Consider the following 20,132-nt stretch of genomic DNA (forward strand, 5'->3'; position numbering starts at 1 on the left):
GGGCGAATCAGCCCGAGCTGAGGTGGGCGGCGCCCTGAACTGCTGGCATGCGTGCACCCCACACGGCCGTGACCACGCCGAGCAGCGCGAAGACGCCGCTCAGCAGGCGACGGGAGGCGACCGGGTGTACCAGGGCGGATGTCGAGGCAACGGCGGTCCCCGTCATCGGACCGTCCTGGGGCAGCATGGATCCGCTGTCAGTGCAGCCGGATCGGGAGGTGCACGGCTCATGTCCGACCCTCCAGTGCGCATTGCTGTGCCGCACTGAGGGGTGCGACGGGTGGCGCCCTGCGACCCCAACTGGAAGGTTGTGGGGTGGTCGCGCGTCGCCATCCCAGCATGGAGCTGTCATGAGCAAGACAAGCACCGGGGTTTCATTCGAGTCGGTCAGCGATCAAGGGGCGTTGTGAGCTCGTCAGCGCCGAGAGGTCATGGCTTTCGTCATCTGCCATTGGTCGATATCAGGCCGGTTGAGCCGGTCGCCTGGGGCGGGCAGCCGGATGCTGGGGTTCTGTTCGAAGAACACCAGGCCGGTGGTCTGGTCTTCGTGGCTGCGTTCAGACAGCGAGGGTGTGGAGGCCATGAGCGCGGTGTAGAGGCCGTTCAGGGTGCCGGTGGCGGTGAGTGCCTGATGGAAGGCGTCTTGGGTGGTGAACAATACGGGTCCTTCCTGAGGCGAAGACGTCGCCGGGCAGTGTGCTGGGCGAGTGCGGCCCTGATGAGCGGGGCGACGGATAGGACCTTGTGCGAGGTGCGGGTAAGCCGCGCAACTGGTGCTGGGCCGGACGGAGGCGGGCAGGGCTGGGCAGGGCAGGGCAGGCAGGAGGTTGCAGCTACCGAAGCGACCCATATTCCGAAGTCGGCTGGTCTTCCTCAGGGGTCAGGTGACCGTATCGCGAGCCGAGCGCCAGAGCCGCTATGGCGCCACCACAGCGGACCCAGCGGCGCACCGTACCCGTCAGGTGTGCCGGGGCAGGACGGCCGGACGGGTCGGCCGGGCAAGGGCATGGGCATGGGCATAAGAGCGTCGGGTAGGCGATCCAGGGCGCGGCGCCGTTGCTGCGTCAGCCACCTGCCGGGGCATCCCTCCTGGCGGTGACCGTCCGCGTGGTGCCACTCCGCGGACGTCCCCGGTGCAGCACAGTGAGTCGGTGCTCCCTCGCCGGTCGTCGTTGGCCTTCATCCTCCTGGTGCTGCTGAGCGTCACGAGCTGCACCACCGTGACGCCCCGCCTCTCGCCGGACGACGGTCGCCCGCTGGGCCTACGGGCTCCTCTCGCGCCGTACGGGACGCCCACCGCACCGACGCGGGGATCGCTGCCCTCGGCGCGCTCCGCCCTGGTGCGCACCGGGCCAGTCCCAGCGCGGCACACGGCGAACGCCCAGCGCGCGCGGCGCCACCGGAGGCAGCCGACAGTGACTTTGGCGCAGCAGCCCCACCGGGCTGCTCTTCGAGCGCATCCCGCGCCGCGCCGTCGGCCTGTCCCTCTCCCGAGCCCGAGGACATGGCAGCCCGCCCCGCGGGTGCCCCCGGCTCTCCCGCTGGCCAGAATCCGGGCGACCTCGCAGCGGATGCGCCAACTGTGCCGCAGCGCCGAGCAGGTGGCCGCCCTGGACATCGTGAGCCTGTGCCGTCAGGCCTGGGGCTAGCACTCCGTGTCGCGGCGTGAAACCGCTGCTCACGGGCACAGAGAGGGCCGCTGGAGCTTCGTCGGTGCCGCGAATAAGTGCTGGTTTAGGGGCACGGGATGGGGCCCGACCGCAGGGCAATTCTTTCGGCGGCCGGCGTTGGGGTGGCCGCTCTTCTGGATGAATGTCGGTGGGTGGGGGAATGGCGAACCGTTCCGCCAGGACAGGCGGATGTCATGAGACTTCTGCGTGTACCGCTCCCCCACATGAAAGCGGCCGCGCTGCGTGCCGCCGCCGTGCCAACCATCCTGGCCGCATCACTGACCGGCCTCGCGCCCGCCCACGCCACGACTCCTGCGGGCGCGCCCGCCACAGCCCGGGACCAGATCGCATGCCCGCGCGGCTTCGTGTGCATCTACCCCGACATCAACTTCAACGGCCAGCCCTACGTCAAACGCGCCGTCGACGGCTCCGTGCGGCACCTGCCGGACTACATCCGCGGCAACGGCAGCTCCGTCATCAACAACAGCAGCCGCACCGCCCGCATCTACCAGAAGGACAACTACTTCGGCCGGCACGTCTGCGTCGCCCGCGAAGGCGGCACCATCAGCGACCTGCGCTCCTACCAGCTCAACGACACCACCCACAGCCTGCGCAACAACGACACCCCCTGCGGCGCCTGAGCGACCGGGGGGGGGGGCTGACACCCGGGCGAGCGACCAACGATCTGCCGCCCTCCTGCCTGTTTGTGTCGGATCGGACACAGGCAGGAGGAAGGGGCCTGTGCGCGAAGTCCCCAGCTCCGGCCGAGTGCTTGCCTCAGACCACGGCGACAACTACCCGTGAATGCAACAGGTCAAGCTCGTCTACAACCCAGACCAGCTCTTCACCTCCCCCAGGCAGTCACACTCCCCCGACCGAGCCGCTGTCGCTGGTTCGGGGGCGACACCAGGCGCGCAACCCCGACTTACAACCAGCGCGGTACGACTCAGAGGGGTCCCCTGGCACCTTGACTGAACCGGGGGATCCCTAGCGAGGCTGAGGCCTGGCTTCGTTGATCTCTAGGAACAGCGTTTGTCGACTGGTTCCGGAGGCAGTTGGTGATCAGCAGAGGAGCGGATGTCAATGCCAAATGACGGCACCACCCTGTCCCACGACTTGTGGAAGGTCGCCGGATAGCCCAACGGCGTGAGCGATGTGGCCTCGACAAGAATGACGATATTGATCATCGTTTCGTCGGTATTCCGGAGCTGGCTGATGTTCCGCGCGTCGCGGTCGTTGTCGACGTGATGCGGGCCTTCACCGTGGCTGCCTGGGCGTTCTCGCGTGGTGCCGAGAAGATCGTCCTGGCCCCGTCCGACGCTGAGGCACTGGCTCTGAAGGAGAGTCGTCCGGGTTGGCTGGTCCTGAAGGACGGTGCCCCGGCAACGGGCTTCGACACGGCTGCGGACGACGGCGAGGACTTGGGTGACGGTGTCGTCGCGGAGGCTGGCACGCAGTGCGCCGTGCCCGACCATTCCTGCTCGCCATGCCGATGACCGCGTACATGTTCCGCCCCGGCTACATCCAGTCCGTCGACGGCGCCACCTCGCGCGCCCCTCTCTACCGCACTCTGTACCGCGCCACCGGGATTCTGTACCCCGTCCTGCGACGCGCCTTGCCCCGGTATGTCACCAACACCGACGCCGTCGGACGCGCCATGCTCGCCATCACCCAGCAGAACGGCACACGCCCCACGGTGCTGCGCAACCCCGACATCAACCGGCTCGCTTCCGCCTGAACGCCGCCCCCTGCCCTCGGAATACCTCACGGTCACGGTGGTCGCCAACCACCGCCCAGCGGGCTCGATGCAGGCCGGTCTGGGCACGGAGATCGTGTTACGAGTTCTTATGGCGCTGCGCTGCACCGGGGATCGCGTGCTGGCTTAGGTTTCGCGGCGTTCCTACTCAGCATGGACCCAGCCATTCACCGCCGAGGGCGTCACCCGACGCCCTCGGCGTACACCGGGACATCGGCCACGCCCTACCGCCTGAACGCCGAGGAATAGCTCCGGTTTCGAATACGTACCTGGTACCAGCTCTGCGACCCGACCTGCAGCCGGGCAGAGTCGAGTGCCTGGCCTCACCAACCGACTGACCAGCATGCAGGCGGCATAAGTCACGGCGTCAGCACCAGCCCCGTGCACGAGCCTCGGCGATTGCCGGCTTGCCATCGGCCCAGGCCGCCCTCCTCGAACTCTCAGCGTTCGCGTGACGCCGATGCCCGGCGCAGCACGCGAGATGGGCGGCGGAGCCGAAGTGGGACGGCTTCCGCTCGGCCGTCTGCCTCGACGCGGACACCGTCATGCTGCGCTCGCGCCGCGGCACCCAGATGGGCCCGGCGTTCCCGGAGGTCGTGGTGGGCACCCGCAGCTGCCGGACCAGTCAGCCCTGGATGGAGTTGTGTGACCTGAAGACCTGTCTCGGACAGGCGGTGTCTCATGGATTCTGCGGACCAAGATGTTCAATGCGAGAAGTGTGAGTGGCACGCCGGGCAGCCGGGCCGACAGCCGAGTTGTGCAAGAAGCGCCATCCCTCAGTGCTGCGCTTGCAGCACTGAGGGGGTTGGCACTCGTATGGAAAGCCGGTGGTCCTGCTCCGGCGCGGCGCCCGGGGCGGTTGTTCACCGGTGGGCCGGGTTGGTGCTCCGGCTCTGCCCACGGTGGCCGGCCGAGCCGGCTGATGTCAGCGGCGCCGCTGGTCGGCCCGCAGCTCGAAGTCTCCGTAGCTGTTGTCGACCGGGTTGACCGTGACGCCCGGGGCGACGATCTCGGCGATGGCGTCGAGGACGTCGTAGGACAGGGTGATGTCGGCGGCGGACAGGAACGCCTCCAGCTGCTCCGTGGTGCGCGGTCCGGTGATCGCTGAGGTGACGCCGGGGTGGTTGATGACGAAGGCGACGGCGAGTTCGATGAGGGAGATGCCGGCCTTCTCCGCCAGGACGGCGAGTTGTTCGACGGCGTCGAGCTTGCGCTGGTTAGCGGGGGTGTTCATGTCGAAGCGGGCCTGGGGGCGGGCGGCGGAGGCGGGTCCCTCGGTGGCATTTTTGCGGTAGCGGCCCGAGAGCCAGCCGCCGGAGAGCGGGCTGTAGGTGAGGGTGCCCATGCCGTGGCGCCGCACGGTGGGCAGCACGTCCTCTTCGATGCCGCGGACGAGGATCGAGTAGGGCGGCTGCTCGGTGACGAAGCGCTCCATGTTCCGCTGGCGCGAGGTCCACTGGGCTTCGACGATCTGCGAGCCGGAGTATGACGAGGAGCCGATGTAACGGACCTTGCCCTGGCGGACGAGGTCGGTGGGGGCGCCGAGGGTCTCGGAGACGTCTGTGTCGGGGCTGGGGCGGTGGACCTGGTAGAGGTCGATGTGGTCGGTGCCGAGCCGCCGCAGGGAGTTCTCGACCGCGCGGATGATCCAGCGGCGCGAACCGCCGCGCTGGTTGGGGTCGTTCTGGTCCATGGGCATGAAGAACTTGGTGGCCAGGAAGACGTCCTCGCGGCGGGCCTTCAGCGCCTTGCCGACGATCTCCTCCGAGACGCCGGCGGAGTACACGTCCGCGGTGTCCACGAAGTTGATGCCCGCGTCGAGGGCGCGGTGGATGATCCGGATCGAAAGCCCTAACAGCAGTACGGCGGCTGACCCCTTGGCCGGCCGCCTCTCGTGCGCCCGCCCCGTCGGAGGATTGGAAACCTCCGGCGGGGCGAGTAAGAGCGAAGAGGCCCCAGCCGGTGGTGCGTTCCGGCTGGGGCCTCTTCCTTGTTCCCTCGTTACAGGGGGCGGATGTTCTCCGCCTGCGGGCCCTTCTGGCCCTGCGTAACGTCGAACTCGACCTTCTGGCCCTCCTGAAGCTCTCGGAAGCCCTGGGTGGCGATGTTCGAGTAGTGGGCGAAGACGTCGGGTCCGCCACCCTCCTGCTCGATGAAGCCGAAGCCCTTTTCCGCGTTGAACCACTTCACAGTGCCCTTGGCCATGCCTGTCTCCTTCGAAAGGACTCGTATCGGGTCTCGCACCGTGCGGGACCCGGAGGTGATCGCCCTGGTCCGGAGAGGCGCCGAACAGCAAAAACGCCCGCGATTGCGATCACGGGCGAACGGGACTTCGGAACCACGACTGCTGGCCACGACGCTACACCGACTGATGAGGCTCGCCCACGCGGTTCCGGTCATCGTGGCGTGTTGCCCCGACGTGCCGCATACGTGCCAACGTCTCACGAAGGCCCAGGTCAGTGACTGGCAACCGCATCCCTCATGCGGTTATGCCCTACCTGGGTGGTGAGCTCCGACTGGTCGAGCAACGCTAGGTCAACACCGACTCCCGCGACGGATGCCCGGGCGTGATCGACACCAGTGATGGCGTTGGTGGCGCAGTCGGTGAACCACGTGATCCACGGACTGCGGGCCCGGCTGTCGACCTCGACCAGCACCGGGACCTGCATGTGGTTGGTCTCCCACGCCTTGTTCCGCCACCCCTGCGGCCGGCTCCCGGGCCTCTTCGACGCAGTCACTGACCGCTTAGACGGGCAGTCGGTGCTCCAACCGGCAGACGGGCGCTGCTGGCGGCGAGGAAGCGGCGATCGCATAGACCGCTCGGCTGGGAGCGCGAAGGGCTGACCGCACCCACCGGTGGGGCGGCGCCAGTGGCAGCAGCGGCCGGGGTCAGCAACGGTCGAGGCACTGCGAGCAGACGGCCAGTCGCAGTGGGGTAAAGCCCCATCGCTCGTCGCCCGCAGCTGCGTTCGCCTGAGGTGACGACCGATGGGGCTGCGTCGGGGTCGGTGTGGCGCTGCCGCGCCATGACCCATTTGAACGGCCAAGCCGGGGGGAGGCGAGGAAAGGTTCTGGATAGCGTCTCGTCCAAGGCTGCTCGAAGCGGCAGGTTCACGGCTCGGGAAGGTCATTTGTGCTGCTGCAGACGATGGGATCGCTGCTGCCGGCGGCCCTGGCCGTCGCGCTCAGCCCGTTCCCCGTGGTCGGCATCGTGTTGATCCTGGCCGGCGGACATGGCCATCGCAACGGTCTGCTGTTCGCTGCCGGGTGGGTTGCCGGCCTCGCAGTCGCGGCAACCGTCGTCGTACTGGTCTTCGGTCGAGCCGACGACCCCGACAGCACATCGTCGGCGATTGCCAACTGGGAACGTGTGCTGGCCGGAGCAGCCCTTGTCGTCTGGGGTGTACGCAAGTGGTGGAAGCGGCCGCCTGCCGGTGAGACGGCCGAGACACCGCGCTGGATGGAGTCCCTCGGCGACGGACGGCCGGGCGGGCCCTGCTCCTCGGCGCCCTGCTGTCGGGCGCCAACCCTCAGAATCTGGTGCTGACGGCAGCGGCCGCCACGGCGGCTGTCGAAACAGGTGCTCACGGCAGCGACCTCACCGTGGCCGTCGCCCTGTTCGTGCTCCTCGGCTCCTGCACCGTCTTGGGAGCTGTCGCCGCTCACCTCTTCGGGGGCCGGCGCGCGGCGTCGTTCCTGGACAGCGTCCGACAGTTCATGATCACCAACAGTGTCGTGATCACCGCGGTCGTCCTCGTCCTCCTGGGTGCCAACATCCTCGGCGACGGGCTCGCCGGACTCGGCCGATAGACCGCCCTCCAACAAGCCCGAGGAGTACACCTGGGACCGCCTCCCCTCCGACCGCGCCTCGTCGTGTCCCGTGCGGGCAAGATCGCCAAGCGCTTCCGTCGCCTCCTTAGGGCAGGCCGCGGGGCGCAGACAGGCTGGAGCCAGAACGAGGGGGCCGACTCTGATTGCTACGGCTGCGGTGATGAGCGCGTATCCGACTGTCTGCCCCGACACGGTGGGGAGGACGACAGGGTCGCGGGCGGCTACCGAACCCGCTCCTTGAAAGGGCCGTGGGCTTGCTCGCTCTGTCGTTACATGGGGCGGTTACCGGCGACCGCGCCGCCCGGGTCATCCAGCAGGGCGAGGCAGGCGGTGATGCGTTTGCCGACCGGTTCCCGCTGGGCTTCGAAACGCCGGCAGACGGCCATGACGATCTCCAGGCCGTGCTGCCCGACCCGGCCGGCGTCCGCGGCCCAGGCGATCGGCAGCACCGGGTCGGAGTCCCCCACCACGACCTCGACCGTGTCCCCGACGATCCGCACATCCAGCAGCACCGGCCCTGGGGCGTACTTGCGGGCGTTGGTGACCAGCTCGCTGACCACCAGCCGGGTCAGATCCATGGCGCGCTGCGAGACGGGGATCCCGTGTTCGGCCTGCACGCGGGTAAGGAAGTCGACTGCCAGGGCCTGGGCATGCGTTCCGCTGCAGGACATGGAATGAGATCACGACCTCTTGCCCGCGCCCCGACGCGACCCTGCATCTGAGGACGCAGGTGGAGCGGCTGCGCATAGAAAATAGGCAGTTGCACCAGGCCCTCGCCCCGCACGCCGTGATCGACCAGGCCATCGGCGTCCTGACGGTCGTCGGCCAGTTACCACCGCACGACGGCTTCGCCGAGCTGCGGGAGGTCTCCCAGCACACCAACACCAAACTGACCACCGTCGCGGAACGAATCCTCACGTACGCCCAGGGCGCACCGCTTGCCGATGAGCTCCTGGTGGAACTGCGCGCAGCGGTAGCCCGCCGCGCTTTCGGCACACGGCCTGCTACGTGACCCGCAGGGGCCCGTGGCCACCGCAGGTCATGCCGCAGGACAAGGTCGCCGTAGTCCAACGCCCGCAGACGAGGGGTGTTCTGGCTGCACCTGGCGCCCTCGATGTTCGCCCTCGCGCTTGAAGCCGGGCTCGGCTTTCTCTCGCTCACCCAGGCCGCCGTCTACCGCGTCGACCTCGACAAGGCCGGATCGCCTTGGCTGTCGCCGCACGCCCGCAAAACGCTTGCCTGGAAACCGGCGAGGCCCTGGTCGCCGGATGCGCAGGGTCCTGACCGCCGCCGCAGGAATGGTCATCGCCGCAGCAGCGCTCGCCCTCGCCACCCTCAACGCCCGACTGGCCGCCGAGCAGGACTCGCCCAGGCCCTCTATACGAACGTCGAAGCGGCGCACTGACCGAGTACGCCCACGCGCCGCCCATGGGACACATGGTCCGGCACAGCAGGTGGGCCTCCCCACACTGTCGAGAGGCCCACCGTTGGCGCCGACTCACCGGCCGACGTCACCTACCGCCCCTCGAGTGGGTCAGTGGCGGTGTCCGCGGTGGCGGCCCCAGGAGACGTCGTCGACGAACCGGCCGCGGTCGTTGCGCAGGGTCGCGGTGTCGTAGTCGTTGTTCCACACGTACGCCCGCCGGTCCTGGAACAGGTCGGTGCGGGTGTCGCGGCCGACGCCGGTGTGGACGCGGACGGTGGAGCGGCCGTCCAGGCGGACGTGGCGGAAGGTGAAGGTGTGGCCGTCCTCGTCCCGAAGGGTCCAGCCGTCCAGGTTGACCGCCCGGCGGGTGGAGTTGGTGATGTCCACCCACTCCTGGTTCAGCGACCAGTTCGAGCGGTCATCCCGGCCCGGGGAGTCGTACCGCACGCTCGAGATGTACACCGCGGCGTGCGCGCGGCCCGGGTAGTGGTGATCGGCAGGCGACGCCGCAGCCGGCAGTGCCACCGCGCCCACGGCGGCGGCCGCGACAGCGGCGACGGCGGTCATACGGACAGAGGAAGAAACGGACACAGGATTCCCCTTCGTGCGCACACCCCGATCCCGGCCACGACATGTCGAAACCGCAGACCAGCAGGGTGCTTGTGCTGGTGTGCGGCCGGTCGGCCGCACACCAGCACCCTGCAGCCCCGATCGTCACATTGCGGGAGTAATGCGAATGAGATGACGAATTCGCCAAATCTCTGTGACACTCGCATGTAACGACCATCTATGCGCAGAACGCACCGGCTTGACGGGCTATCAGGCGTGGCCGCCCCGAGATTACGGGCCTGAGGCAACCATCCGACGGAGGCCGCAGCCCCGCCGCCGTGATCACGTTCACCCGAAAGTGAGTAACAGACACGGGCGGCCGCCGCTGGCTCGAGGGCTGATGCACCGCCCAGGCCATTCGGTGCCCGAGAGGGATCGGAGGGGTTATGGCGGAGAGGGCAGGATTCGAACCTGCGTGGACCCCTGAAGGGGCCCGACCGTGAGGCGAGCTCGCTGGTCCCCGATCAACCACTCCGGGCACCTCTCCCTGTTCCCAGCTTTTGGACTTTCGCGCCGGTCACAGGAACAACGATGCCGGGAGCCGCTGACGGCATCCTGACGCCCTACTGACCGAGACCGGGGCTCAGCCCTAGTCGGGTAGGCGCCGTGTGGTCCTCTCTGCGGCGTGGCTCTTCGGGTAGATGAATGCGGATGGACTTGCATTCCGAACTGGCGCATATAGAACCCTAGTTCGTCTCGGAGCTACCCGCCCCCCAGCCCCTCCCGTGATGTGATCACCACGAGTGACAGTCCCGTCACAGATGTCACTCGACCACGACCATCACGGGGAGAGATTTCGTGCGTCTCAGATACAGAAAGCTGCTCTCTGCCAGTGCCGTCACACTGGGTCTGCTGAGCGGTTCCTTGACCACCGCGCAAGCCACCCCGAGAACTTCGCCGGTTTCGTTGGCCCAGGTGGCCATCACATCCAAGACCACTACTGCTGAGGCAAAGGCAGCCTGCGATGCCCGGCTGAAGGCCGCTCGCGACGCTGGCAGCACCAAGCCGGTGGCCTGCCTCACCTGGGGAACGAAGCCTCCCGCCGGCGACCGCCAGCCGGCTATCACCGCGTGGCCGACACCGAACTGGTGTGACGACCACGGCGCCGACAACAACTGGTACGTCACCCGGTTCAAGGCCTGCGGCGTCTTCTCCGCCGACCTGACGGTGCACGACACCCGCACCGGCCGGGTCACCGGCACGATGCACTACCTCGCCGTGGGTTACGCGTACAGCAAGCGTGACATCAAGGCATGGGCGTCCAGGTGGAGCTGGTGGAGGTGAGTGCCTCGGGCGACGCGGTGGGCAGCAGCGCGAACGGGAAGGGCACGTGTGCGGGGAAGTGCAAGGTGACCGAGAGCAAGTTCCCCTCCCAGGCGGTGAGCAGGAACAAGGAGGCTGTCGGACAGTTCTTCTTCGACACCACCATCCAGGCCCGGCCCAAGGGCGCCAAGGGGGAGGGGCAGGGGACGGCCCGTTGGAACTTCACCAACCCCAAGTGGGCCGGACCGTCGAACGAGATCACGCTGAGCCTGCCCACGGTCAGGTGTGACAACGCGCTGCCCGGCACCTCGAAGATCGGCTGTGTCATGCCGTACATTCCGGTGCTGGTCTACGCCAAGAGCGGCCCGTACCCGGAGTTGGCCAAGCACATCCAGTACGCGCAGAACACCAAACACCTGCCGGGCAAGTACGGCACGACGAAGTACCTCACCCGCCTCACCGACAAGGAAAAGATCAAGAAGAACCGGAACAAGGCCTGCCCCTCGAGCCGGCACCGGCCTGCGGGCAAGCAGTGCGACGAGTACCCGTTCGCCTCCACCTGGCAGGGTGCCTCCACGGGCGGAGGGTCACTTCAGCTGGCGCATGATCAACGCCACGCAGAATGAGGAGGGCGGCAAGGCGCTGGGCCGCTTCTACCTCTACAACCGGGTCCTGGAGAAGGATAGATTCCTCGTCTGGATCAAGCCGTAACCAGCCGCCGATCTCCCGGGAACACGCCATGAGCGATCAGGCCGAGTACGGGCGCGGGCTCGTGCCCGTGCAGTACCACCAGTTCCAGATCAACGACGAGGACGGGCCTGCCGGCCCCGACCTGCCCCGCACCCACAACGGACTGATCGAGGTCCAGGACGGCATCGCCACCGTCCACACCGGCATCCACACCGGGGACGTCGACGTCACCGTCACCCTGCACATCGGCGCCCCCGAGCCCGGAGGCGCCGAGTGGGACGAGATCGTCGAGGTGTCCCTGCAATCGGTTTCCGGGGAGCTGATGGTGCGCGGCCTGATGGACGACCTGGACGAGGAGCTGCCGGTCCTGTCCTTCGACGGACCCGGCATCTATCGGCTTCGCATCCATGCCCGCGGCCGCGACACCGCCATCGACCTCGCCCCCGATGAGGTCACCGAGTGGTACCTCATCCAGGCATGGCCGGCACCCCCGCACGACGCCAGAATGCTGCGCCAGACGGACAGCTACGGGGCCTCCGTCCGAACGGGCTGACCGCTGGAACAAGTTCACCGATGCCCGGGCACCTGTCCTCAGCGACCGTGCCCGGGCATCGGCACGAGACGACTGCCAGAGCGCCCAATGCGAGCAAGTAACAGCGGGCCGGACCAGGTGCCGCTCGCACGTCGTGCACGGTGTGGGGAGGCCTAGCGGGCTGTCATGACAGTGATCGGGGCGTTGGGGCATCGGCTCAGTTCTTCGGTGAGCGCGGCCTCTTCGGTGGCGTCGATGCTCAGGCCCCATCGCGTTTTGTCCGCGATCCAGTCGGTGACGTACTGACAGCGGTAGCCCTGCGCCGGCGGCAGCCATGTGCTGGGGTCCTGGTCGGCCTTACTGCGGTTACTGGCCGCGGACACTGCGATCAGCGCCCGGTCGTCGCCGAGATCGTTGGCGTAGTCCTCGCGCTCTTTCGCCGTCCACGCGTATGCGCCGGAATCCCACGCCTCCGCAAGCGGGACTAGGTGGTCGATGTCCAGGCCCCTTGGACCGTCGATGTAGCGGTCGTCGTAAGGCGAGTACCACTCGCCTCCGCTCAACATGCAGCTCGCGCCCTGCGTCGGCGCGATGACGGCCTCGGCCTTGAGGACCTCGGCCCGGGTGTTGCACCCGTCCTTGTCTGCGTCGATCCAGTGCCGGAACTTACTGCGTTCGTATCCGGTGCGGTCTTCGACTCGGACCGGGAGCTGAGCGAGCGCATCCCGCACAGGCAGCGTGACAGTGTCCCCAGGCTCGGCGGCGGAGGCGGCATCGGCGGTCGTCGGGATCAAAAGGGCGGCGAGCACGGCGGTCGCGGCGGCGAAGCGGGCCAAGCGCACGAGGCGGGTCCTCTCGAAGGTCACGGGCGGTTCGTGATCTTCGTAGCGGCTACCGCGGGCGACGCGCCCGGCAACGAGCTGTGGCTCTACCCGATCGGGCGTTAAGTGAGATCGTCGACGCTGCCTGCTCGCCGCCTAGGCTCCGGTGCTGTGGCAGAAGTCCCCGATGAGCTGATCGAGCTGGAACGATCCGCCGAGCAGGAGCGCGCGAGACTCGCCGGCCTCACCGGTGACGACTTCGACGTCCAGTTGCGGCGCTGGCGCGATGCAGCCGAGTCCGTGCAGGCGGCCATCACGGCACACACGGAAGCGGTGGGAGCAAACCGATACGAGGTCGAGCAGGCCGTGAAAAAGGCCGTCCGGCACACCCAAGAGGACCCAACAGTCGAATAACTCCTGCTGGCCGGGCCAGCTCGCCAGCATGGCAGCGGTCTCCTCGTCAGTGAGGGTGATCCGGGCACCGGGCAGGCTGCCGTATTCGCCGACTTAGTTACGGAACTTCCTCCGGGCGACCGCCTCCGTTCCCCACTAGCCGCGCAGAACCAGGCGCCCGTCACAGGCGAGCAGCAGGTAGTAGCGGTCGGGGCTGGTCATGCCAGACGGATCCCTCTGCGCTGTCCAGGCTCCCGGACGATCGCGTGCTTCGTCTCAAGCTCGCCCAGCTGGTAGTGCACCGGAGCTCGGCTCCGCAGGCCCGCGGCCGCCCCGATCTGCGTGATCGTCGGAGCTTCGCCGTGGGTGGCGATGTGCTCGCGGATCAAGCGCAGGATCCGTTCCTGGGTGTCGGTGAGGTGGTCAACGCGATGCATAATTCTAATTAGAGCGCGTGTTCGAATTAGTGGCCAAACGGCACTCGAGCCGACGTAGCGCGGGAGAGGAACGGAGCAGTGAGTGGTGAGCGGCCGATCTCGCGCCTCGAGGCGCTGCGCTTCGCCCGCCGCGTCGTCGCCCAGCAGGCGGCGGCAGCACTCGCGCAGCTCGACGGCTGGATCAAGGCCGAGGAGCGGCGCGAGGCGGAGCAGTGCCGGGGCAAGGAGATGCGGCCGGCCCCGCCAGACTGGCTGATCCAGTACGGGCTGAACCGCGGGAATGTCGACGCCGTGCACGCCGGTGACTGCTGGGCAGCCGCCAAGAGCGGGCGTTGCCGTCCGGCGACACGCGAGCAGGCACTCGAGGCACTGCGTCGGCAGGTGCCGCCGTGCGTCCACTGCCGGCCCGATTCGGCCCTCGGTGTTCTGGACTAGGTTCTGTCTCTTTGGTCAGCGTCGGGTCCAGATGAGGATGCCGACGAGGTGTAGCGCGGCCTGGTAGGCAAGGGCGAGCTTGTCGGTTCGTGTGGCCAGGCCGCGCCACTGCTATCGCCGCCCTGGTGGACAAGGACGCGCTGTTCATGATGATCAGCGACCTCAACAACTCCGACAGCACTTTCGTGGTCGTCCAGCCCGACGAGGACGACCACGTGTGGTTCGGCTCAGTGGCCGTCCTGGCCGAAGGCGGCTACGAGATCGTCGAGTCAAACCTTCAGCGCCCCGGCCTCGATGCGACTCGGTTCGGAGGAAGACGCCGGCCCCGTCAAGCCAGGGGGCTCCGGCCCCTCCTGCCGACGGCATGAACCGGTCCGGGGCCGCCGGCGGCGGCCGGAGGCCCCGGACCGTACCGGCGGGTGCTTCACGCGTGCGACGCGCGCCGCTGTCCGCGCAGTCCGGCCAGCGCGGTCAGCACGGCGTCGCTAGCCTTTCGGTCGCCTACGGTGAGCCGCAGGCCCTCGCCGGGGTAGTGGCGCACCTGGACACCGGCGCCGGCGAGCGCCGCGGCGCCCTCGCCGACCGGATCGGGCGCCGCGAGCCAGACGGAGTTGGCGTGGCCGGCCCGGACCCGCCAGCCGAGAGACACGAGCTCGCCGCGGAGCCGCTCGCGTTCGGCGACGACCGTGTCCACGCGCTGGCGCAGCTCGCTCTCGGCCGGCAGCGAGGCCTTCACCGCGGCCGCTGCCACCGCGTTAATCCCAAAGGGCAGCTGCTGCCCGCGGATCCGCTCTACCAGGCCGGGGGCGCCCAGCCCGTAGCCGACCCGCAGCGCCGCGAGACCGTACGCCTTGGAGAAGGTGCGCAGGACCAGCAGGTTGGTGTACGCGCCCACGAGTGCCGGCGAGTCTGGTAGGTCGGCGCCGCGGGCGAACTCCACGTACGCCTCGTCGAGGAGCACGGTGACGTGCCGGGGAACCCGGCGCAGGAATGCCGACAGGGCCTCGGCGCCGATGAGGCTGCCGGTGGGGTTGTGGGGATTGCACAGCACCACGACCCGCGTGCGGTGGTCGAGCGCCGCGAGCAGGGCGCCCAGATCCTGGTGTCCGTCCGGTGACAGCGGTACGGGGACGGACCGAGCGCCGGCCATGGCGGCCAGCTGGGGATACGCGTCGAACGTGCGCCAGGCGTGGGCCACCGTGTCGCCGGGCCGCACCACCGCCCGGAACAACTGCAGCGCCACGCCGACCGATCCGCTGCCCACGGCAACCCGGTCGGGAGGCACCCGGCACCACGCGGCGATCCGCTCGGTGAGGTCGTCGGGGTGGAACTGCGGATAGCGGTGGGCCTGCGCCACGGCCCGCCGCATCGCCTCGCGCACCGAGGGCAGCGGAGGATACGGACTCTCGTTCAGGGCGAGCCGGTGCAGCACGGGGACGTCCACGGCTCAGTTCCCTCCGCCGTGCCAGCGAACGGCGACGGCACCGGCGAAGTCGCCCGCGTGGGCGAAGCCCCCGAGCACCACCAGATCGCCGTTTGCCACCTGCCCGGAGCCGATCGCCCGGTCCAGGGTGACCGGGATCGCCGCTCCGAACAGGTTCCCGCACTCGTCGAAGGTGTGAAGGTGCCGTTCGGCCGGCAGCAGCAGCGCCTCGCGCCAGTTCCGCAGGAAGGTGCGGTTGGGCTGGTTGGTGATGAGCACGTCGATGTCGGTGCTGGCTACGCCGAGCCGTCGGCACAGGTCCGTGACCACCTCGGGCACGAGGCGGTTGCCCCGCGCCAGGACCTTGGCCACGCTTGCGTCGGAGAATCCGATCCGCAGCTGGGACTCTCCCGGCTCCCAGTACTTGCGGCCGTCGTCGACCGCCACCGTCATGTCACCGGCGTACTCGCCGATGTGCCGCGTCTCCACGTCGAGGACCGGTGACCCGGCCGACGTCGTCACGTACCCCACACCGCACCCGTCGCCTGGGATCGCCGCCTGGGCGAGCCTGCGCACCTCGGACTGGGTGAACCACTGCCCGGCGGCGCTCTGCGCGTTGCAGATCAGCGCCGTCTTCGCGTCGGTGGTGCCGAGGATCTGCCGCGACAGCTTCAGCATGTACACGAAGGACGCGCAGCCTGCGTTGGCCACGTCGACGAGCCACTCGGGGTTCAGGCCGAGTCGGCGCGCCACCTCGGTTCCGGCACCCACGAACGGCAGGTCGGGCAACTGGCTGTGCACCAGCAGCACGTCGACGTTCCGAATCTCGGCGCGGCCGTGCCGTTCGATCAGCGGCTGTACGGCCCGCTCCACCATCTCCGCGTTGGTCTCGTCCCGGGCCACGTGGTGCCGTGCCGGCGGGACCCGGAACATGGGGTGGTGGCGGAGCTTGTCCTCCGCTCCGGGGTACTCCGTGTAGAACTCCGCCGGGACTGGCTCGCCGGGTAGATAGCTCGCGACGTCGGTGAGGCTGACCGTGGTCACCGCGCCACCGCCCTCGCCGGCGCCGAACCGACCGGCAGACCGTTGCGGTGGCGGTGCTCCAGGATGGCCTTGAGGTTGCGCATCTCCAGGGTGTGCCCCGCGTAGAAGAGGTCCCAGTAGTCGCCCACCCAGGGCCGCTCTGGGCCGGGTGCCAGCTCGGGGTGCGGGTTGTCGTCGTAGTAGGGGTGCCGGCAGTTGGTCCACGTGATCACCGAGCCCGGCCTGTCGAGTACCAGCCGGGCCGGTACGACACGCATCAGGTAGATCATCCACAGCTTGTCGCCCTGGTCCCAGGAGCAGTGGTAGTCCACGGTCATGACCTCACGGTTGGCGAGCACCCTGCAGTAGATCGTGGTGTCGTCCTCCAGCCGGTCCCTGCCGGCCCACAGCCCCGGCGTGCCGGTGGGAGCGAAGTCCCGCAGGCTGCAGGTCCACTCCTCCAGGTGGTGTCCCTGGCGCAGGTAGTCGTACGCCTGCTCCGGCGGGCAGTCGACGTACTCGTGGATGGTGCAGTACTGACCGTGGACCTGGTGGTGCGGGTACACCGCGTGGGTCAGCTCCATGCAGTGGGCGGTCAGTTCCTCCTTTCCGGCGTTCTCGATGCGGACCAGACCGGGGATGTCAGCCAACGTGGACGGCTTTTCGCTCATCTGAACCCTCCTTGCTCTTGGTGGCTTCGGCGGTTTCGGTGGTTCGGGTGCCTTCGGCGGCGAAGGACCGGAAGGGAAGGAACGGGGGGATCTCCAGCGGGTCGCAGGCCACCGAGACCAGCGCCGGGCCGTCGCCCGCGTTGCCGTGCAGCAGTGCCCCGCGCAGCTGCGCCGCGTCGGTGGCCTCCGTGGCCGGCAGCGACGGGAAGGCGGCGGCCGCTCCGGCGGCGAGGTCGGTGGGTGCGAACAGGTCGTCGTCGCGGGCCCGGCCCTGGAGGAACCGCTCCCGTAGCGCGCACATGGCGTGCGCGTTGTTGTTGAGGATCACGAACGTCACGGGTGCGCCGTACTCCACGGCGGTGTGCACCTCCATGCCGTGCATGAAGAAGGACCCGTCGCCGGCGAGGACGTAGGTGCGCCGGCCGGTGGCGAGCGCGGCGCCGATGCCGGCGCCGAAGGTGTAGCCCATGCCGCCCATGCCGACCGCCACCACGAAGCGGCCGTGGCGCGGTGCCGGGAGGAGATGGATCGCGCACGCACCCGCGTTGCCGGCGTCCACGAAGACGTGCGCGTCCTGAGGGAGGGCCGCCTCCACCGCGGCGACCGCCCGGGTGAGGGGGACGATTCCCTCCCGTGCCCGGCGAGAGGGCACCGGTGCGGGCACCGGGCCGGCGTGGGGTGGGCAGGGGCGTGGGTCGGACGGCAGCCGGGCGGCCACCGCGCGCAGCGCGTCCCGCAGGTTCCCGCCGAGCGTGCTGCCTGCCACGAACGGTGGCTCGGAGCCGAGGCAGACGATGTCGGTGGCGGTCAGGGCCCGGTCAAGGCCGCCACGTGCCAGGAGCGGCAACCGGGTACCGACGAGCAGGCACAGGTCTGCCCGCCGTAAGCAGTCCTCGACGTTGGCGTGGCCCATCACCCCGGCCACGCCCGCGAATCGCGGATCACGGTTGTCGAAGACGTCCTTGGCGTCCGGGGTGACCGCCACCCAGGCCCCCAGGCGCCGGGCCAGTGCCGCGAGATCCTCACGCGCGCCGGTGGCGGCCACCTCCTCACCGGCGACGACGAGGACGCGGCTGGCCTTGCGGAGGGCGTCCGACACGGCGGCGACGGCGGCCGCGCCGGGCGGTGCCGCGGATGCCGCCGCGAGGTCGTCCGGCATCTGCGCCTCACCGTGGGCCGGTACCGGGATCCGGGCCTGCTGCACGTCTTTGGGCAGCAGCAGCACGGCCGGACCGCGGGGAGTGGACTGTGCCGCAGCGAGTGCCCTGGGCAGTAACTCCGCGAACGAATCCGGGTCGTCGACGCGGGCGCAGAACCGCGACACAGGGGCGAAGACGTCCCGCGCGTCGAAGGAGCCCGCCTTGCCGCTGGAATCCTGGAACGCCCCCTGCCCTTCCTGGCCGGTCGGCGGCTGCCCCACCAGGGCCAGCACGGGCACCCGGGAGGCATGGGCCTCCGCCAGCCCCGGTACCAGGTTCATCGCCCCACCGCCCGAGGTAGCGGCGACCACGCCGAGGCGCCCGGTGGTGCGCGCGTACCCGTCGGCCATGGTGACGGCGGAGAACTCGTGTTTGGCGACGACGCCGCGGACGGTGCCGGCGCGGTGCACCGCGTCGTACAGGTCCTCGATGTTCGCGCCGCCGACCCCGAACAGGTGGGTGACGCTGGCCCTGGCGAGTTCCCTGGCGAGAAAGTCGACTAGGCGTACCGATTCCGCTCCTTCGCGCGGTCCTGAAGCCGTGGTGGTCATAAGGGGCTTCCCTCCGTTTCGTGGTGCCGGTCGATGAGGCCGGACGGCGAGATGACCTGGAAGCGCAGCCGGTACTCCTTGGGGGTGAGCCCCAGGGTTCGTCCGAAGGAGCGGAAGAACGTCTCGGTGGCGGGGAATCCGCAGCGGCCGGCTATCTGGCCGATCGTCAGGTCCGTGCTCTCCAGCAGTTCACGGGCCCGGGCGATACGCGTGCGCTCGACGTACTGGCCGGGTGTCATGCCGACTTCGCGCCGGAAGACCCGCGCGAAGTTGCGCTGGCTCATGTTGGCCCGCCGCGCGATCTCGGCCACGGGCAGCGGGCCGTCCAGGTTGTGCTGGATCCACTCCTGTGCCGCCCGGATCGGCGGATGGTCGGCCAACTGGGCGTCGAGGACGGCGCTGTACTGGGACTGTCCTCCGTGCCGCTTGAGGAACAGCACCAGGAACCGCGCCGTCTCCAGTGCCAGCGCCGACCCGTGGTCGGCCTCCACCAGGGCAAGCGCCATGTCGATCCCCGTCGACACGCCCGCTGACGTCACGAAGGGGCCGTCCCAGACGAAGATCGGCTCCGCGTCCACCGTCACCTGCGGATAGCGGCGCGCCATCGCCTCGCTGTATGCCCAGTGCGTGGTGGCGCGTCTGTCGTCGAGAAGGCCCGCCTGGGCCAGCAGAAATGATCCGCCGCACACGGAGGCGACTCTGCGCGACCGGGCCGCGGCACGGCCGATCCAGGAGACGAGTTCCCGGTCGCGGAGCGCTTTGTCGAGACTCCAGCCCCCCGGCACCAGAAGCGTGTCGACCGGGCCCTCACCCGCCGCCAGCGGCGAGGCGTGCACCACCACCCCTGAACTCATGCGCACCAGCGGTGCGTCGGCGGAGACGAAGTCGGTCCGGTAGGGGGTGCCCGTGGGGCCCATAAGCCGGTTCGCCGTATCGAACACTTCGATCGGTCCGGTGACGTCCAGGGCCATCGCACCCGCGTACACCACCACAACAACACGTCGCTCCAACACGGTCACAGCCTGTATTGGCCGCCGCACTGGCTGCAATGACAGATTACTGACGTATCCGGCCACCAAGCTCCGCCGCACACGCGGACAACGCGCTGGCGAGGCACTTCGCGCGCAGAGTGGGCTGCGTCGGGTGAGGCAGCTCACAGTGTGCGGCGGTGCGGTGGCCTGTCGGCCCGGTCAGGAATGGATGCCGCCAGTGCCCGTCTCGTACAACTTCGGGTCGACGGCCCCATGCCAGGGGCGGCGGTCCGCGCTTCGAGTGGGCGGGCGGTTCCGAGTGGGGCACGCGCGGCCTCATCCTGCCTGTTCACGAGGGTCAGATTCGCGTACGCGCCGCCGCTCGCTGACCTGAGGGCGTCCGGTTGCGTGGCCATGGTGAGCCTCGAGGG

The 20,132-nt window shown here is 69.0% G+C and carries 24 protein-coding genes and 5 pseudogenes; 13 read left to right on the forward strand and 16 right to left on the reverse strand.

Annotated elements, in window-relative coordinates; translation table 11 throughout:
• Positions 1-7 precede the first annotated feature (7 nt).
• Both ABZ478_RS20070 and ABZ478_RS20075 read right to left on the reverse strand, forming a co-directional pair.
• The gene (locus tag ABZ478_RS20070) at positions 8-166 is read right to left on the reverse strand and encodes a hypothetical protein (protein ID WP_359551180.1); all 159 of its coding nucleotides are present in this window, start codon (positions 164-166) and stop codon (positions 8-10) included.
• A 249-nt stretch (positions 167-415) separates the two neighbouring features.
• A complete protein-coding gene (locus ABZ478_RS20075; RefSeq protein WP_359551182.1) occupies positions 416-658 on the reverse strand; it encodes a hypothetical protein in 243 nt (80 codons plus the stop codon).
• Positions 659-1,864: 1,206 nt separating this feature from the next.
• Between ABZ478_RS20075 and ABZ478_RS20080 the strand changes: the two genes are divergently transcribed.
• The 4 genes and pseudogenes from ABZ478_RS20080 to ABZ478_RS20095 all read left to right on the forward strand — a co-directional run.
• A complete protein-coding gene (locus ABZ478_RS20080; protein WP_359551185.1) occupies positions 1,865-2,311 on the forward strand; it encodes a peptidase inhibitor family I36 protein in 447 nt (148 codons plus the stop codon).
• Between the two features lie 537 nt (positions 2,312-2,848).
• Positions 2,849-3,067 (forward strand): annotated as a pseudogene (locus ABZ478_RS20085) (2-phosphosulfolactate phosphatase); the annotation flags it as partial.
• An 89-nt stretch (positions 3,068-3,156) separates the two neighbouring features.
• On the forward strand, positions 3,157-3,408 hold the full coding sequence (locus ABZ478_RS20090; RefSeq protein ID WP_359551187.1) for a hypothetical protein: 252 nt from the start codon (positions 3,157-3,159) through the stop codon (positions 3,406-3,408).
• 554 nt (positions 3,409-3,962) lie between these two features.
• Positions 3,963-4,148 (forward strand): annotated as a pseudogene (locus tag ABZ478_RS20095) (hypothetical protein); the annotation flags it as partial.
• 203 nt (positions 4,149-4,351) lie between these two features.
• Here the strand turns inward: ABZ478_RS20095 and ABZ478_RS20100 are convergent.
• The 3 genes from ABZ478_RS20100 to ABZ478_RS20110 form a co-directional block, all read right to left on the reverse strand.
• Positions 4,352-5,287 carry an aldo/keto reductase gene (locus ABZ478_RS20100; RefSeq protein WP_359551259.1) on the reverse strand — a complete coding sequence of 312 codons (936 nt, stop codon included), beginning with the start codon at positions 5,285-5,287 and terminating at the stop codon, positions 4,352-4,354.
• A gap of 140 nt (positions 5,288-5,427) precedes the next feature.
• A complete protein-coding gene (locus ABZ478_RS20105; RefSeq protein ID WP_093471257.1) occupies positions 5,428-5,631 on the reverse strand; it encodes a cold-shock protein in 204 nt (67 codons plus the stop codon).
• A gap of 251 nt (positions 5,632-5,882) precedes the next feature.
• Complete coding sequence (locus tag ABZ478_RS20110; protein ID WP_359551190.1) at positions 5,883-6,095, reverse strand: hypothetical protein; 213 nt, start codon at positions 6,093-6,095, stop codon at positions 5,883-5,885.
• Positions 6,096-6,574: 479 nt separating this feature from the next.
• Between ABZ478_RS20110 and ABZ478_RS20115 the strand changes: the two are divergent.
• Positions 6,575-7,236: pseudogene (locus tag ABZ478_RS20115) on the forward strand (GAP family protein).
• A gap of 290 nt (positions 7,237-7,526) precedes the next feature.
• Here the strand turns inward: ABZ478_RS20115 and ABZ478_RS20120 are convergent.
• A complete protein-coding gene (locus ABZ478_RS20120; protein WP_359551193.1) occupies positions 7,527-7,928 on the reverse strand; it encodes an ATP-binding protein in 402 nt (133 codons plus the stop codon).
• 59 nt (positions 7,929-7,987) lie between these two features.
• On the opposite strand from ABZ478_RS20120, the gene ABZ478_RS20125 reads away from it, so the two are divergent.
• On the forward strand, positions 7,988-8,269 hold the full coding sequence (locus ABZ478_RS20125; protein WP_359551195.1) for an ANTAR domain-containing protein: 282 nt from the start codon (positions 7,988-7,990) through the stop codon (positions 8,267-8,269).
• A gap of 75 nt (positions 8,270-8,344) precedes the next feature.
• Positions 8,345-8,662 (forward strand): hypothetical protein, encoded by a 318-nt coding sequence (locus ABZ478_RS20130; protein ID WP_359551197.1) that lies wholly within the window; start codon positions 8,345-8,347, stop codon positions 8,660-8,662.
• A gap of 129 nt (positions 8,663-8,791) precedes the next feature.
• Here ABZ478_RS20130 and ABZ478_RS20135 read toward each other — a convergent pair whose 3' ends face one another.
• A complete protein-coding gene (locus ABZ478_RS20135; RefSeq protein WP_359551198.1) occupies positions 8,792-9,250 on the reverse strand; it encodes a lamin tail domain-containing protein in 459 nt (152 codons plus the stop codon).
• Between the two features lie 429 nt (positions 9,251-9,679).
• Positions 9,680-9,779, reverse strand: a pseudogene (locus ABZ478_RS20140).
• 311 nt (positions 9,780-10,090) lie between these two features.
• Here ABZ478_RS20140 and ABZ478_RS20145 point away from each other — a divergent pair.
• The 3 genes from ABZ478_RS20145 to ABZ478_RS20155 all read left to right on the forward strand — a co-directional run bounded on the left by ABZ478_RS20145 (position 10,091) and on the right by ABZ478_RS20155 (position 11,798).
• Positions 10,091-10,576 carry a hypothetical protein gene (locus ABZ478_RS20145; RefSeq protein WP_359551201.1) on the forward strand — a complete coding sequence of 162 codons (486 nt, stop codon included), beginning with the start codon at positions 10,091-10,093 and terminating at the stop codon, positions 10,574-10,576.
• Entirely contained in the window at positions 10,546-11,181 is a 636-nt protein-coding gene (locus ABZ478_RS20150; protein WP_359551204.1) for a hypothetical protein, read from the forward strand. The genes ABZ478_RS20145 and ABZ478_RS20150 overlap by 31 nt, the downstream gene beginning before the upstream one ends.
• 113 nt (positions 11,182-11,294) lie before the next feature.
• Positions 11,295-11,798: a hypothetical protein gene (locus tag ABZ478_RS20155; protein ID WP_359551206.1), complete on the forward strand. Its 504-nt coding sequence runs from the start codon at positions 11,295-11,297 to the stop codon at positions 11,796-11,798.
• A 152-nt stretch (positions 11,799-11,950) separates the two neighbouring features.
• On the opposite strand, the gene ABZ478_RS20160 is transcribed toward ABZ478_RS20155, so the two are convergent.
• Positions 11,951-12,619 carry an HNH endonuclease family protein gene (locus ABZ478_RS20160; RefSeq protein WP_359551261.1) on the reverse strand — a complete coding sequence of 223 codons (669 nt, stop codon included), beginning with the start codon at positions 12,617-12,619 and terminating at the stop codon, positions 11,951-11,953.
• Positions 12,620-12,769: 150 nt separating this feature from the next.
• Between ABZ478_RS20160 and ABZ478_RS20165 the strand changes: the two genes are divergently transcribed.
• Positions 12,770-13,012 (forward strand): hypothetical protein, encoded by a 243-nt coding sequence (locus ABZ478_RS20165; RefSeq protein ID WP_359551209.1) that lies wholly within the window; start codon positions 12,770-12,772, stop codon positions 13,010-13,012.
• Positions 13,013-13,209: 197 nt separating this feature from the next.
• On the opposite strand, the gene ABZ478_RS20170 is transcribed toward ABZ478_RS20165, so the two are convergent.
• Entirely contained in the window at positions 13,210-13,428 is a 219-nt protein-coding gene (locus ABZ478_RS20170) for a hypothetical protein (protein WP_359551211.1), read from the reverse strand.
• Positions 13,429-13,506: 78 nt separating this feature from the next.
• Between ABZ478_RS20170 and ABZ478_RS20175 the strand changes: the two genes are divergently transcribed.
• Complete coding sequence (locus tag ABZ478_RS20175) at positions 13,507-13,863, forward strand: DUF6233 domain-containing protein (RefSeq protein WP_359551213.1); 357 nt, start codon at positions 13,507-13,509, stop codon at positions 13,861-13,863.
• Between the two features lie 15 nt (positions 13,864-13,878).
• Here the strand turns inward: ABZ478_RS20175 and ABZ478_RS20180 are convergent.
• Positions 13,879-13,974 (reverse strand): annotated as a pseudogene (locus ABZ478_RS20180) (IS5/IS1182 family transposase); the annotation flags it as partial.
• A 14-nt stretch (positions 13,975-13,988) separates the two neighbouring features.
• Here ABZ478_RS20180 and ABZ478_RS20185 point away from each other — a divergent pair.
• Positions 13,989-14,231 (forward strand): hypothetical protein, encoded by a 243-nt coding sequence (locus tag ABZ478_RS20185; RefSeq protein WP_359551263.1) that lies wholly within the window; start codon positions 13,989-13,991, stop codon positions 14,229-14,231.
• A 56-nt stretch (positions 14,232-14,287) separates the two neighbouring features.
• Here the strand turns inward: ABZ478_RS20185 and ABZ478_RS20190 are convergent, their stop codons facing one another.
• From ABZ478_RS20190 to ABZ478_RS20210, 5 genes are read right to left on the reverse strand one after another with little or no spacing between them, the layout of a single operon-like run.
• Entirely contained in the window at positions 14,288-15,307 is a 1,020-nt protein-coding gene (locus tag ABZ478_RS20190) for a histidinol-phosphate transaminase (protein WP_359551215.1), read from the reverse strand.
• A 3-nt stretch (positions 15,308-15,310) separates the two neighbouring features.
• Positions 15,311-16,330, reverse strand: coding sequence for a ketoacyl-ACP synthase III family protein (locus ABZ478_RS20195; protein WP_359551218.1), 1,020 nt, complete (start codon positions 16,328-16,330; stop codon positions 15,311-15,313).
• Complete coding sequence (locus tag ABZ478_RS20200) at positions 16,327-16,980, reverse strand: SRPBCC family protein (RefSeq protein WP_359551220.1); 654 nt, start codon at positions 16,978-16,980, stop codon at positions 16,327-16,329. Before ABZ478_RS20200 ends, ABZ478_RS20195 begins: the two co-directional genes overlap by 4 nt.
• Positions 16,952-18,730: a thiamine pyrophosphate-binding protein gene (locus ABZ478_RS20205; protein ID WP_359551223.1), complete on the reverse strand. Its 1,779-nt coding sequence runs from the start codon at positions 18,728-18,730 to the stop codon at positions 16,952-16,954. Before ABZ478_RS20205 ends, ABZ478_RS20200 begins: the two co-directional genes overlap by 29 nt.
• Positions 18,727-19,743, reverse strand: a complete 1,017-nt coding sequence (locus ABZ478_RS20210) for a GlxA family transcriptional regulator (RefSeq protein ID WP_359551226.1) — start codon at positions 19,741-19,743, stop codon at positions 18,727-18,729. Before ABZ478_RS20210 ends, ABZ478_RS20205 begins: the two co-directional genes overlap by 4 nt.
• Positions 19,744-20,132 lie beyond the last annotated feature (389 nt).

The organism is Streptomyces sp. NPDC005706 (assembly GCF_040631045.1).
Lineage (GTDB): Bacteria > Actinomycetota > Actinomycetes > Streptomycetales > Streptomycetaceae > Streptomyces.